Genomic DNA, 15,004 nt, shown 5'->3' on the forward strand with positions numbered 1-15,004 from the left:
AGGGGTTGTCCGAACTACGCCTCATGCGAAATCGGATGGTGATACGTGTAGGCGTGTCGAAATGAATGCGCCTGCACAACTTGGGATGTGCAGGCGCATTCGTGGTTCCGGTCAATGATGCCGGCTGTTTCGCACGTCAGTCACAGTCAGTCTTGGTCGGCCGCCTGATGATCCAAGGCCGCCCTGACCAGACCCGCGAACAGCGGATGCGGGCGGGTCGGGCGGGACTTGAACTCCGGGTGAGCCTGGGTGCCCACGTAGAACGGGTGGACATCCTGCGGGAGCTCCACGAACTCGGTGAGTTCGCCGTCCGGGCTTTCGCCGGAAATCCGCAGGCCGCCGTCACGCAGCTGCTGCTTGTAGTTGACGTTGACTTCGTAACGGTGACGATGACGCTCGGTCACGTGGGTGCTGCCATAGAGCTGGGCGACCAAGGAATCCTCTTCGAGGTTCGCCGGGTAGGAGCCCAGGCGCATGGTGTGGCCCATATCGCCGTGGCCGGCGACAATGTCCTTCTGCTCTTCCATTGTGGCGATGACCGGGTTCTTGCAATCAGGCTCGAATTCAGTGGAGTTCGCATCCTCAAGGCCGAGCACGTCGCGCGCATACTCGATGACCATGGACTGGAGTCCAAGGCACAGGCCGAGCGCCGGAAGGCCAGTCTCGCGGGCGAACTTCAGCGCGCCAATCTTGCCTTCGATGCCGCGAATACCGAAACCGCCAGGGATCACGATGCCATCGACGTTGTTGAGCGCCGCCTTCGCACCTTCCCAGGTCTCGCACAGGTCGGCAGCGACCCACTTGACGTTGACCTTGGCGTAGTTGGCGAAACCGCCGGCCTTGATTGCCTCGGTGACGGACAGGTAGGCGTCCGGCAGATCGATGTACTTGCCGACGATTGCGACGTTCACCTCATGCTTGGGGTGGTGCACACGCTCGAGCAGATCCTCCCACTCGGCCCAATCCACATCGTGGAACGGCAGTCCGAGTTCGCGCACGACGTATGCGTCCAGTCCCTCGTCGAACAGAATCTTCGGCACATCGTAGATGCTCGGGGCGTCCACGCAGTTGACCACGCCTTCAGGATCGACATCGCACATGAGCGAAATCTTGTCCTTGATGGACTGGTTGAGCGTGCGGTCGGAACGCAGCACGAGCGCGTCCGGGGTGATGCCCAGCTGGCGCAGCATCATCACGGAATGCTGAGTCGGCTTGGTTTTCAGTTCATGCGCGGCGGAGATGTACGGCACCAGAGAGACGTGCACGAACATGCAGTTCTCCGGACCGAGTTCGCGGCGCACCTGGCGTGCGGCCTCCAGGAACGGCTGGGATTCGATGTCACCGACCGTGCCGCCGATTTCGGTGATGATCACATCGACGTCGTCCGCGGCCTGGGCGCGCATACGGCTCTTGATTTCGTTGGTGATATGCGGAATCACCTGCACGCACTGGCCGAGATACTCGCCAGCGCGCTCCTTGCGCAGCACGGACTGGTAGATCTGACCAGTGGTGACGTTCGCCTTCTGGCTGAGGAAGACATCGAGGAAACGCTCATAGTGGCCGATGTCGAGATCGGTTTCGGCGCCGTCCTCGGTGACATAGACCTCACCGTGCTGGAACGGGTTCATCGTGCCAGGATCGACGTTGATGTAGGGATCGAGTTTCTGCTGAAGGACGCGGATGCCGCGGCTACGCAGCAGGCGTCCGAGGGATGAGGCGGTCAGCCCCTTACCGAGGGAGGAAACCACGCCTCCGGTGACGAAAATATGCTTGGTGACGTGTTCCGATGCATTGCCATGTTGTCTTCTTGCCATGGAACTCCAATCTATCATCTCGCCATGACCCGGCGTGTTACGTTGCTGCGAGGAGAAAGGCCGCTCAGTGAAAATCTCAATTTCTCGACCATAAGCCGATATTATGCGAGATTTTGAGAAGAAAGTCCTGAAATCTCGCGTCAACAGGCGTTTCACAAGAGAAATTGAGATTCCGCTGTGTTTGTGACGAAACGCACCGGTGCCGAAACGCTTGTAATATCAATGATTCTCAGCTTCGTGGGATTCCAGATATCGCCCCAGGAATCCAACAATCTGCCGAAATATACCTTGGGACGGAGATATTGAGACATTTCTCTCAATTTCTCGATGAATTCGGCACATCGACGAGATATTCAGAACATTACAGTGGCATGGCCGGTACCATCGCCAACATGCGTTGACCGACTGACCAGATCCGCGAAAGCAAACAGATCAGTTTCCGTACCAATCTGGGTCGGAGGCGTCGCGAGCGTCGGTGCCGTGCCAGGTGGAGGGCGTGGCGGCCACGTGGATGGCGACTGCCGAACCGGCGGGTACGGTCGCATTGAGTTTGCCGTCGATGCCGATATGCACTTTCGACGAGCAGTCGCCGCTGGCGTAGACATTGCAGTAGTCACCGGCGGGCATCGACGTGGAATACGACACGGTGGCGTCGCTCTCGCCGTTGTTGATCACGATGTAGGCCCGGGCACCACGGCCGAAGCCGATCACGTTATCGCCGTCGTCATGCCAGTCGGTCATACGCGCGGACCCGGCAACATTGTGCCAGCCGATCATGCCGCGAATCGCCGTCCACCGCTGCGTGCATGTCCAATCCGAGCCTGTGCCGCATGTGGTGTCGGGAACGGATGTCTTGGTCGCCCCTGGGGCTCCGTCGTCAGATTGCTCGTATTCGTAGCCGGAGAAGATGTTCGGCGTGCTGTACGGGTAAGCAAGCATGAAGGCGTTGGCCAGCAGATAGGAGTTTTCGTCGCGGTATGTCAGGGTCATGCCGTTGCGCTCGGTATCCCAATTGGTGACGAATATCGCGGCGTCATCGCTCGGTACCAGATTGCTGGTGATGTCTTTGATCGATTTGGTGCCCCCGACCAGCGAATTCGAGAAGAAGGTCTTGAGCTGGTAGGCGTACTGGAATTCCGAGACCTGGCCGGACTTGGTATAGTTCTTCGGCTGGATGGCGGCGGCTTCATTCACGTTGCCGATGACCTCCTGCATCCACCAGATGTCGTTTAGGGAACGTCCGGTCTTCTGCGCCACGAGTTTCTTGATGGCGAGAACGTCCGTATTGGAGATGTGCTTGACGGCGTCCACCCTGAAACCGGCGACGCCGTATTTCAAGAGTTTGGCGAAATACGAAGCAAGCGTGTCACGCACATGGGCGGATGACGTGTCAAGGTCCTGCAATCCGGAGACACGGCAATCCTGCACGTTCTCTTGGTCGGAATAATTGATGACATCCGTGTCGCAGGTGTGGAAGTCCTTCGCGGTGTATCCGATGGCGGGGAAATTGCCCTTCGCGTCGTAGGAGCTGCCGCCGGTACCGGTGCCGCTACCCTGATCGACGCCGGTTGTGTGGTTGATGACTGCGTCGGCGATGACGCCGACCCCTGCGGCCTTGCAGGTGGCGACCATGGATTTGAACTCCTGTTCGGTTCCTTCCTTGGAGTTCAAGTTGTAGCTCACCGGCTGATAGGACGTCCACCATTGAGTGCCTTTGATGGATTCCTGCGGCGGAGAGACCTGAACGTACGCCACACCTTCAGGTCCGAGGGTATCCGTACATTCCTTGGCGACCGACTTCCAGTTGGCCTGGAACATAGTCACGATGACATCGCTGCGGTAGCTTACCGGATCGAAATCAGCGGGGACACCGGTTGGCGTGCGGAATGTCGCTACGGTAAGGCCTGCGCTGACGGCGATGCACAGCACGGCGACCACAATGGTTCTGATGCGTTGTTTCATGGTTCCTCCGTTGGATGGGCTGACAGCATTGTATGACGGGCAGCTTCGCCATGCAAACGTTCGCAGACAGTGGTGGGCGCTCAAGCATATTAGGACACAAACCAGCGCAAACCGGCGCGAACATTGACAACGGGTGACGAACGCTGTCATACGTTCGTCACCCGTTGGTGGGCCAGCCTGACATGAAGTCAGACTAGGCGTTGTGAGGCAGCAGGCTAGTCACGATGTGAGCCGTTCCTTGCCTTGCGCTCCCCCGCCAGCGACATCGCACCGGCCAGAGCCAGTGCCATGCACACGAGGATGGCACCTGCGACGGAAGCGCCAGTCTTCGCAAGGTCGGCAGGCTTGTTTGCGGCCTGTGCGGCGGACTTGTTGTCCTTGGGCTTCTGTGCCGGCTTCTGCGTGGGCTGTTGAGCCGCCTTGTTGCCCGTGTTGTCGCCAGGCGTATCCGTCGCACCCTTCGGCGCGAAGGCGAGCACCGCGGCGGACAGCGCCGGGACGGTGTATCCGGCGTCGGAGACCGTGGTGGTCTTCGCCGCGGACGGATCAGCCGTGACCGTGCCGTCGGAAACCAGCAGCTTGTAGTCGCCGGCGGTCAGGCCGGATACCGTGGCATCCGTGTCATTGGCGTTGAGCACTACCACGTACGTGCCGTCGTCGTCCTTGACTTGGTAGGCGACCACACCGTCCTTGGCCTCAAGGACCTTGGTGTTCTGCGCAATCTGGTCGTAGCTGGACATACGGAACGCCGCGATCTTCTTGCGCAGGGCGATCAGGCCCTTGACATACTCGGCGTTCGCGCCATAGTTGGCATCGTTGAGACGATCCCAATCAATGGCGTTGACCGAGTCGCCGGACTTGTAGCTGTTGCCGTCACCGTTCTTGGTGCGCAGGAACTCCTGTCCGAGCTGGATCTCGGAGATGCCCTGCGCCAGGAACACCGCGGAGTCGGCGAGTTCGGCGCGCTTGGTGCGTGTCGCCTCGTCGTCGTTCGGCACCGACTTGACGAGCTTGTCGTACAGGGTCGGGTTGTCGTGGATTTCCGCGTACTGGACCACCTGGGAGGCGGTCTGGTAGTGATCCTGCGCATTGCCGTTCCAGCACGTGGTGGCACCTTTGCTCGTGTCATACGGGCAGCCGAGCATATTGTGCAGGATCAGCTTCTCCTGGCCCGCCTTGCCGGACACGAAGCCGGTGTCGGTGTCGGAGAACACGGAGCCCCTAAGACCGTCACGGATCGAATCGTTGAAGAACGAGACGGTCGAACCGGTCTTGGTGCCGTTGAATCCGGTGTTGTCCAGCTCGTAGGCGTTAGGCTGGATGGACATCTTGGACTTGTCCATCGTGGAGTTCATATCCCAGCCTTCGCCGACGATGATGATACCCGGATCGATCTTGTCGAGGGCCGCGCGCACCGCTTTCATGGTTTCGAGATCCTCGAGACCCATGAGGTCGAAGCGGAAGCCGTCGACATTGTAGTTCTTTGCCCAATACGTGACCGAATCGACGATGTACTTGCGCATCATCGCCCGTTCGGAGGCGGTGTCGTTGCCGCAGCCGGAGTTGTTGACCATGGAGCCGTCCGCATTGTACCGGAAGTAGTATCCCGGGACAGTGAGGTTGAACGGGTTCGTCGAGGCGTCGGCGACATGGTTGTAGACCACGTCCATGATGACCCGCAAGCCGTTGTTGTGCAGCCCGTTGACCATTTCCTTGGCTTCGACGATTCGCGTCGCAGGATCGCTCGCGTTCGACGAGTACGAGCCTTCCGGCACGTTGTAGTTCTCCGGGTCGTACCCCCAGTTGTAGTTGGAATCATCCAGTGCCTTGGTCTCATCGACGCTCGCATAGTCGAACATCGGCTGGATCTGCACGTGGGTGATGCCCAGCTGCTTGAGGTAGTCAAGACCGGTCGCCTTGCCTTGAGAATTCTTGGTACCCGCTTCGACAACACCGAGGTACTTGCCGCGATTGGCTTCTGACACACCGGAGTTGGCGTTCTTGGTCAGATCGCGGATGTGGGTCTCGGCGATCACCGCGTTGGACGACGAACCGAAGGACGGCATGCGGTTGAAGTCCTTGATGGACTTCTCCGCGTCGGACAGCACCACGGAACGCTTGCCGTTGACTACGGCCGCGGTCGCATACGGATCCGGCGAATAGTTCACCGTGCCGTCGGCGAAGGTGAGGCGGTACTGGTAGGCAGTATCCTTCAGGTCGCCGTCGATTGGGACGCTCCAGACGCCCTTATCACCCTTGGTCATCGGCGAGGTGTACGCCTGGTCGGCGTCTGCGCTCGTGTCGGACTTGTAGACGACCAGGTCCACGCCCTTGGCGGTCGGGGCCCACACCTTGAAGGTGGTCTTGCTCTTGGTCCACGTGGCGCCAAGATCACCTCCGTCATAGGCATAGGTCTTGTCGAAGTCGTCAGTGCGCACGATGGCACCGGCAACCGCAGTGGCGGAACCGATCTTCTCGCCCTTGTCGTTGGTCACGGTCACGGTGTACGCGCCATCGACGGCGAGATCGTCCTTCGTGGTGACGGTCACAGTCGCCTTGTCGACTTTCACGTCGGCGACGTCAACGGTTTTGCGGTTTTCGTCTGTGACGGTCGCGGTCACGTCGCCGGAAGGCTCGCCGCTGAGTTTGACGGCGATCTTCTTGGCATCGGCGATTTCCGCGCTGCGCACCGAAACGGTCAGGGACGGTTGTGCGGTGTAGACGGTTGGGTCGCCGGCGACCAGCCAGACCTCAGCCTTGCCGGTCTTGGTGGCGGAGTCGAACACCAGGGAGTCGGCCGGGATGAAGTGGTTTCCGCCATCAGGTTCCTTGATCCAGGCATCGCCACCGTAGCGGCGCAGCAAGCCGATGTCACTGGCTCCAGATGACGTGTCGGTGGGATACTTGTAGTTTTTCAGTGTCCACGTGCTGATTTCACCCCAGTCATCATGACTGGTGAGGTTGTGCTGCGAATCGACGCTGCCGGAGCCCGACCACGTCCACAGATCCCACTGCGGGGTCTTGTTCGTCGTGTCGCCCGCGTTGAAGTACAGGCCGTCTTCGCGGTAGTAGTGCACGGTGACGTTCACGTCATATCCCTTGCAGGAGCTGATGTAGTCAGCCGGTGCGGCGGTGAGCGTCTGCTCGAGATCCGAGGCGGTGCCGTCCACCCAGATCTCTGCGGTGCCGTCCGCTGCGACCTTCACATTGCGGTTGTTCTCGCCGACCTTGTCCCAGTCATCCTTGCCCTTGACGATGACACCCAAATCGGTGTATGCCCCGTCAATGGTGATATCGGCTACCTTGCCCCAGCAATCAGTACCGGTGAAATCGAACTGCTTGCCGCCAAGGTTCGCGGAGGTGTTGGCGTTCGAACCCCACACCCACAGGGCGCGGTCCTTGTCCCCGGCGGGAGCCTTGTAGTGAACCACCAGACGGGTCTTGCCGTTCTGGTGGTATGTTTTCGGCGAACCGACCGTGCTGGCATGATCGGTGACGGTCTGCTGGACGATGCCCTTGGCGGCTTTGTAATTGCCACCGCCGTTCGGATTGTCCCAGCTGTTGCTGCCGTCGTTGAACACGTATTGCACGGCATTGCCGCCGGTTTCGATGGTGTACTTCCAGTAGCCGCTCGTCTTGTCGTAGGTCATCGCCTCGCCGGGAACGACGGTCCAGGTTTCGCCGACACCGTAGTGGATGTACGGCTGCTTGTATCCGTTGTCGTTCTTGTAGTACACGGTGAGCGTGGTGTCCGTGGGCTTGACGGCCTCGTCCTTGATTTCGACCTTCGGGTCGGACGGGTCTGTGGTCGCCGAGGCCGCCTGATGGCTGGCCTTGGTGGCGCCACCGTACAGGGCGATTGCCGAACGGGCCGGGATGGTGGTCTTGACCTTGCCGCCGGAGACGGTCACGGTCTGGGAGCAATCCTGGGTGGAGAACACATTGCAGTATTCGCCGTCCGGAAGCGTCGTGTCGTAAGTGACGTCAAGCGCCTTGGTACCGTTGTTGAGCGCCAGGAAGCCCTTGGTGCCGCGCGAAAAGGCGATGCTGTCGTTGCCGTTGGACTGCCAGTCCTTGACAGGCGAGACGGCGGTGTCGCCGACATAGTTATGGAACTTGATCATGCCGCGCGTGGAGGTCCAGCGCTGCTCGCAGTTCCAGTCGCCCGTGTTGGTGGAGCAGGCCTTGTTCATGTCAACATCCGGGACCGTCGTGTCGGTGGCTCCTGGCGCACCGGCATCCCTGTTGTCAAACTTGTATCCTGACATCAGGCGTGGTGTACCGTAGCCGTAGGCCAGCATGAACGCGTTGGCGAGCTGGTACTTGCCGCTGTCCTTGTACGTGATGGTGCCGTTGTCGCGCTCGGTGTCCCAGTTGGTGACGAATACGTTCGCATCGTTGCTTGATAGGTCGCCGCTCAGTCGCTTGGCCAAGTCCTTGAGCGAAGTGACGTTGTTGTTGAACGCCTGGCTCATCTCGCTCTTGAAGCCGAACTCGGTCACCGTGCCGTTCTGCGTATAATGCGGCGGCTGGATGCCGGCGGTTCGGAAGCATTGCCGATGACCTTCCTGGATCCAGTAGATATCGGATGCGTTCTTGCCGATCTTCTGCGCGAGCTTGGCTTTCAGCGCGTGGAGGCTGTCGGTGTTGATGTGTTTGGCGGCGTCGATACGGAAGCCGATTACGCCGTAGTTGTACATGCGGGCCATATAGTCGGCTTCGATGTCCTGCACCTTGTCAGATTCGGAATCGAAATCAAGTATGCCGTTCAGACGGCATTGCTGGACTTCTTCCTGATTCTTATAATCCGCAATCTGTTTGGTGCACGTGTGGAAATCCGTGGCGGTCAAACCGTCGGGATACGTGGGGGTCGCGAATCCGGGGAATGAGCCGGTATCGGGTGTGTACTGGCTGCCATTCGTGCCGGTGAAGGTGCCTTTATTGTCGGGAGCGGCGGTGTTGTTCATGACCACATCGGCGATGATGCCGACATGTTGCGCCTTGCAGACGGTGATCATGTTCTTGAACTCCTGCTCGGAGCCCAGCTTCGAGTCGAGCTTGTAACTCACCGGCTGGTATGAGGTCCACCAGGAGCTTCCCTTGATGGATTCCTGGGGCGGGGACACTTCGACGTAGCCTACGCCTTCGGGGCCGTAGGTGTCCTTACATTCCTTGGCGATGGTGTTCCAGGTTTGCTGAAACGCAATGACCTGGACATCGCTGTTGACCCAGCTTGCCGCGGTTGAGGCGGTGACACCGGATGTGGACGAGCCTGAGCTCGTCGAGGTTTGATCCTCTGCCTGCGCGTTGACAGGAAGCGTCAACGCCCCGGCACCAAGGACCATCGCAGTGCACACGGCGACGCCAAGCGTCTTGCATGCCGCTGTTTTGAATCGTTGAATGGCCATATATCCTTCCAATTCTCAACTGTGAGATGCCCGTACAGGAAATCGCGCCGGATTGCGCGTACCCTGCCGTGGCTGTATCGCATGCCCTCCGGCCGTGTGACCAGGACCACCTGGGGAGGCCCGTCATCGGATTGCATACGTTTGTATCAGGTGTTTTCATGATATCAGGATTGTTCCGCAACACCAATGCAACGGTGCGATTGCTGAAAGACCGCCATTCTTCAACACTGTTTGACACTGTTTCATGAGACGACGGTCAGTGTTTTCTGAATCGCTCCCACAAACGTTGTCATGCCGGTTGTCAACCTATTGCCGTGCCGGTTCGTGGCGACTCACACGCGCGTAATCCTCTGCTGCTACGCGCATGAAAAACAGCAAGCCCCGACGATCCAACAATCGTCGGGGCTGAGCTGATAGTCCGGGGTGGAATTCAGGCTTCTTGGCCGATGATGTGGGCCACCGCCTCGAGGGCGAGACGATACCCGAAGAATCCCATGCCGGTGATGGTTCCCGTAGCCACCGGTGAAATAACACTGCGCTTACGGAACTCGTCGCGTGCAGCGGGATTCGAGATATGCACCTCCATCAGAGGCACACCGGCATCACCAACCATATGCGCCGCGTCGGCGAGGCCGTAACTGTAATGTGTGAACGCCGCCGGGTTCATGACGACCGGAATGGCGCCATCCGCGGCCTCATGCATCCAGTGGATCATCTCCGCCTCGTCATCGGTCTGCCGAACTTCCACATCCAGACCAAGTTCGTGCCCCCACTGCGTGCAATCCTTGCGCAGCGTTTCAAGGTCCTGATGCCCATACACATCGGGCTGGCGGACGCCAAGACGCCCGAGATTGGGTCCATTGACCACAAGAACATGTCGTGCCATTGCTGTCCTTTCGCTTGTTACCGAATCCTTGGCAATCGCAGGAGGCGTTCAGTGCGCAGAACGGATCCGCTCGAACGCCTCATGCACTGCCTCGATAGGCGGATCGTCCAGATGGATCGGGTGGCCGATGCCTTCGAGCACCACGAAACGCAGGGTGTTGCCGCGCGCCTTCTTGTCACGGTGCATGAGTGCGAGCACGCTGTCCCAATCGCCGCCCGACCATGAAATCGGCAGGCCGAGCGAACCGAGCAGCTGACGATGATAGTCGACGAGATCCTGATCGATATACCCGAGGATACTGGACAGTTCCGCCGCGAACACGCATCCGACAGCAACCGCATTGCCATGCCGCCACTTGAAATGCTCGATCTGTTCGATAGCGTGACCGAGCGTGTGCCCATAGTTGAGGAATTCACGTAGCCCGGCTTCGCGCAGGTCGTTGGACACGTGATAGGCTTTGACCTTCACCGTACGCTCAATCAGTTCCGCGACAACATCCTCGAGCGGAGAGCCGAGGAAGGTGGAACCGTTGAATTCACGCAATTGCTGTGCATGATTCTCCAGAATGCTGAGAATCTCAGGGTCGCGGATGAACCCGGATTTCGCGACTTCGCCCAGGCCTTCGATGAAGATATCGTTGGGCAGGGTCTCCAGGGCTCGCATATCTGCGAGCACTCCCGCAGGCGTGTAGAACGAACCGACGAGATTCTTGCCTTGCGGCGTGTTGATACCGGTTTTCCCGCCGGTTGAAGCATCCACCATCGCCAGCAGGGATGTCGGGCAGTTCACGTAGCGGATGCCGCGCATCCAAGTCGCCGCGACGAATCCGGCAAGATCGGTCGCCGCGCCGCCGCCCAAGCCGACCACGGCGTCCGAACGGGTGAATCCCTCGTTACCGAGCCGCTGCCAGATGCCGTTAGCGACCTCGATGGTCTTGCCGGCCTCGGCGTCCGGAATCAGCAAGTCACTGACCACGTACCCGGCCTGGCGCAACAGCGCGCGCGCACGATCCGAATGCCGCTGTACGGGCGCCGTATGGATCAGGGCGATTCTCATCGGCCGGTCGCCCAGCACTTCGGCGAGATGATTCGATGTCCCGACCCCGATGCGCACATCGTACGGCGTGATTGACGCGCCTGTGACATGTACGTCATGTTCCATGACCATATCCATCACCTTCCTTGCCGCATGTTGCGGCGATGATCCGCGGGTATGCACATACACATTCGCGACGGCGCTGAACACTGGGTCGCGCACCTCGTACAAGGCGCGCCAACGAGCGTCGGGGTCACCGGCGAGCATCGGCCTGTTGCCGCCACGACGCGCCCGCTCCATCGCTTCCTGCGGATCGGCTTGCAAATAGACAACTTTGCCGCCTTGCGAGATATACGTCTGCAGATTGCGCCGGACGGACTCGGTCATGGGCGCTCCCCCGCCGAGCGAGACGATACCGCCGGCCGTGTGCAACAAATCGGCGATGACCTGCGATTCCAGCTCACGGAACTTCGGCTCGCCGTACTCGCTGAAATACTCGGCGATACGCATGCCAGCACGATGCTCGATCACCTCGTCCGAATCAGTGAACCGAACTCCCAGCATCTGCGCGACTTCGCCGCCCACACGTGTTTTTCCAGCTCCGGGCATGCCGATGAGCACTGCCACCGGCGGCTCAACTAAACGAGGCGTGTTCCGTGACCTGCCTGACCGACGACGTTGACCACGATGGCGATTGCCGTGGCCGCCATGACGATGCTCAGTCATACCATCCTCACTCTGTAATCAGTGAAATCCCTACCGATGTATGCGAACTTGCCACTGGTCGACACTCAGCGCAGATGCTCGGGCCAAGAGGCGAGATAGTTCTCGGCATTCCGACGCGTTTCGGCGATATTGTCACCGCCGAATTTCTCAAGGACGAACTGCGCCACTGTCAGCCGCACCATCGCCTCGGCGACGACCGACGCCGCCGGGACTGCCGTGTTGTCGGACCGCTGATTGATGGCCTGCGCCGGCTCGCCCGTCAGCACGTCGATGGTGCGCAAAGCCTTCGGAATCGATGGGATTGGCTTCATCGCAGCCCTCACTCGGATGGGCTCGCCGTTGGACATACCGCCTTCGATACCGCCGGCACGATTGCTCAGACGACTGATACGGCCGTCATCATTCACCACAATCTCATCATGGGCAAGAGAACCGGGACGGTCTGCTTCCTTGAATCCATCGCCGATTTCGACGCCCTTAATCGCCTGGATGCCCATCAGGGCACCGGCCAGCGCCGCGTCGAGACGGCGGTCTGATTCGACGTACGTACCCAGTCCTGCGGGAACGCCGTACGCGATGACCTCGATGACACCACCGAGCGTATCGGCAGACGCCTTCGCCTCGTCGATGCGTTCCATCATGCGCTGTTCGGCGTCTTTATCCAGGGTTCTGACCGGAGACGCATCGAGGGCGTCAAGGTCGTCCGGCACCGGCAGCGGAGCATCCTCGTCAATACCGACACCGCCTATGGAGATGACGTGCGCAACCGTGCGAATGGACAGCGCCTGTTCGAGGAAATTCGCGGCCACCGCGCCCAAAGCCACGCGGGATGCTGTTTCACGGGCGCTGGACCGTTCCAAAATCGGGCGAGCGTCAGTGAAACCGTATTTGCGCATGCCGGTCAGGTCCGCGTGTCCAGGGCGGGGACGGCTCAGCGGAGCATTGCGGCCAGTGTCAGGCAATTCGTGGTCAAGCGGGTCGGCGCTCATGACTTCGGTCCATTTGGGCCATTCGGTGTTGCCGATTTCGATGGAAATCGGCGAGCCCAAGGTGGAGCCGTGGCGGACACCGGTCAGCAGGCGCACCTGATCCAGCTCGAATTTCATTCGCGCGCCACGCCCATAGCCGAGACGACGCCGGGCAAGAGCCGCAGAGATATCCTTCGTGCAGACCCGCACGCCGGCAGGCAACCCCTCCATCATCGCGACGAGCGCTTCACCATGCGACTCCCCTGCGGTCTGCCAACGCAACATGTTGTCTCCTTTGCTCAAATGCCGGCTTGTCTGTCGTTTTCGGTATATCCGCTTGCTGCATGACAGGAATGCGTGATTCCGCTTATGCCGTGCAGCTGGCGCAGCTTCTCGAATGATAGCGTCAACCCGCCCCACGCGTGCATCCGCGTCTTCTATATGGACACGAAAGATGCGGATTGGCGCGTGCCGTCTGCTCAGTTCGCGTTGTTGTTCGAACTCTTGTATTCGTCGCGCAGTTTCCAGAACTCATCCTCGGAGGTGGCGAATTTCGTCTCGCCGGTGGTGAGATTCACTGTGACGAAGTACAACCAATCCCCCTCGGGAGGATTCATGGCGGCTTTGATCGCCGATTCGCCCGGATTGCTGATCGGCGTGGGCGGCAAGCCGGTATTGACACGCGTGTTATACGGGTTTGACGCATCCTGAAGCATGGCGTCGGTGAGTTTGTCGGCGGTGGTTCCCAAACCGTAGGCGACGGTGGAGTCCATGCCGAGCGGCATGTTCTTGGCCAGCCGGTTGAGGATGACGCGTACCACTTTGCCGTAGTATTCGTCAGCATTGACTTCAGATTCGGCGATTGAAGCGATGATCAGCATCTTCTCACGGTCCGCCCCTGTGGGCGCGCCCAGCGAATCCAGCGTTTCAACGCGCTTGTCAACCATCTCTTTAATGATGTCACTGGCTGAATTGCGGTTTTTCACGTTGTAGGTGCCCGGCTGTAACCAGCCTTCGAATTTGCCGCCTGCTTCCGCAGGCAGGATTCCGGCGCCGCCGCCGTTGATGACCGCATTGAAGTCGTCGGCGCTGATGCCCGACAGTTGGGCGGCGTCGGCGATGACCTGGGAAACCCGCTCACCTGCCTTGACTTGTAGGAATCCGGTGGCCTTGGACTGGTCGGAGAGAATCGCGATGACGTCGGCGCAGGCCATGTGTTTCTTCAGTTCGTACGTGCCGGGATACAACGTGCTGTTGTTGGCGGCCACGGCGCTGGTGAATGCGGCCTGGGATTTGACGACATCGGCCTTGACCAGATTGTTCCCGATTTCTGCCGGCCCTTCGCCGCTTTCCACCGTGAATTCCACTTTGCCGGTACCTGGCCCGGGATAATCGGCGGTCAACGCCTGGGATGCGCGTTCACGGGCATCACGCCAAGACTTGAGTTTGGAATAGCCGAATACCAGCAGTCCGACAACCATGGCCACGACGACCACAATCGCCACGACACGAATGATCTGCTGGTTGCGACGCTTCTCGTGCGATTTGCGCAATTGGCGCCGTGACAGAGGCACTTCATCGTTGGCATCGCTGTGCTCGGTGGTACCTTGAGGATGCGTATGGTCTCCAGCGCCATCGGTATCGGTCCATTGCGTACGCTCCTCGAAGAACTCGCGGAAATCATCTGGCATGGTCTCTTCTCTTCCTTTCGCCGGCCTACTCAGCCTCGTTGCTGGGTATGGCATCGGCATGTCGGGCGTCCAATGCTGATTGAAGGATCAGCACCGCCGATTGCTGATCGACCATCGGACGGTGGTCACGTGTTGAAATCTGGGTATCGCTCAGCTGGCGGTGGGCTGTGACGGTAGTCAGCCGTTCGTCTTGCAGCTCTACAATCGGCACGTCGTTGAGCTGGATTTGCCCGGTGTTACGGTACTCCAGCAGCCGCGACATGAGTTCGCGCGTCCAGCCTTGCGCTTTGCGCGCGCTTTCTCCCCGTTTGCCGCTGAGCAGTAGGGGAACGCCCACGATGACGAGTCCCACCTGCTCTCGTTCGATGATGTCGATGACATCCTCGATGGCGTCCATGGCATTGCCGTGGACTTTGATATTGCCTATCGGGTGTGCGAAGGTGAGCTCAGGGTCGGACAATGCGAGTCCGACCCTGGCTTCACCGAGATCGACACCAAGCCACACCATCGTGTG

General features: G+C 59.7%; 8 protein-coding genes. All 8 read right to left on the bottom strand.

Features of this window, described 5'->3' with window-relative positions; all coding sequences use genetic code 11:
* Positions 1–146 precede the first annotated feature (146 nt).
* The 8 genes from K315_RS0106975 to ruvX all read right to left on the bottom strand — a co-directional run bounded on the left by K315_RS0106975 (position 147) and on the right by ruvX (position 14,998).
* A complete protein-coding gene (locus K315_RS0106975; RefSeq protein WP_029576801.1) occupies positions 147–1,814 on the bottom strand; it encodes a CTP synthase in 1,668 nt (555 codons plus the stop codon).
* Positions 1,815–2,246: 432 nt separating this feature from the next.
* Positions 2,247–3,776, bottom strand: a complete 1,530-nt coding sequence (locus tag K315_RS09640; protein ID WP_033520562.1) for an alpha-amylase — start codon at positions 3,774–3,776, stop codon at positions 2,247–2,249.
* Positions 3,777–3,991: 215 nt separating this feature from the next.
* On the bottom strand, positions 3,992–9,184 hold the full coding sequence (gene pulA, locus K315_RS0106985; protein ID WP_029576802.1) for a type I pullulanase: 5,193 nt from the start codon (positions 9,182–9,184) through the stop codon (positions 3,992–3,994).
* Positions 9,185–9,614: 430 nt separating this feature from the next.
* Entirely contained in the window at positions 9,615–10,070 is a 456-nt protein-coding gene (locus K315_RS0106990) for a type II 3-dehydroquinate dehydratase (RefSeq protein ID WP_015450492.1), read from the bottom strand.
* A 48-nt stretch (positions 10,071–10,118) separates the two neighbouring features.
* The gene (locus tag K315_RS0106995) at positions 10,119–11,831 is read right to left on the bottom strand and encodes a bifunctional shikimate kinase/3-dehydroquinate synthase (RefSeq protein ID WP_152571422.1); all 1,713 of its coding nucleotides are present in this window, start codon (positions 11,829–11,831) and stop codon (positions 10,119–10,121) included.
* Positions 11,832–11,896: 65 nt separating this feature from the next.
* On the bottom strand, positions 11,897–13,084 hold the full coding sequence (gene aroC, locus K315_RS0107000; RefSeq protein WP_029576804.1) for a chorismate synthase: 1,188 nt from the start codon (positions 13,082–13,084) through the stop codon (positions 11,897–11,899).
* Between the two features lie 194 nt (positions 13,085–13,278).
* Positions 13,279–14,490, bottom strand: coding sequence for an endolytic transglycosylase MltG (gene mltG, locus K315_RS0107005; protein ID WP_029576805.1), 1,212 nt, complete (start codon positions 14,488–14,490; stop codon positions 13,279–13,281).
* A 25-nt stretch (positions 14,491–14,515) separates the two neighbouring features.
* A complete protein-coding gene (gene ruvX / locus K315_RS0107010; RefSeq protein WP_029576806.1) occupies positions 14,516–14,998 on the bottom strand; it encodes a Holliday junction resolvase RuvX in 483 nt (160 codons plus the stop codon).
* Positions 14,999–15,004 lie beyond the last annotated feature (6 nt).

This window comes from Bifidobacterium thermacidophilum subsp. thermacidophilum DSM 15837 (assembly GCF_000426425.1).
Taxonomy (GTDB): Bacteria; Actinomycetota; Actinomycetes; order Actinomycetales; family Bifidobacteriaceae; genus Bifidobacterium; species Bifidobacterium thermacidophilum.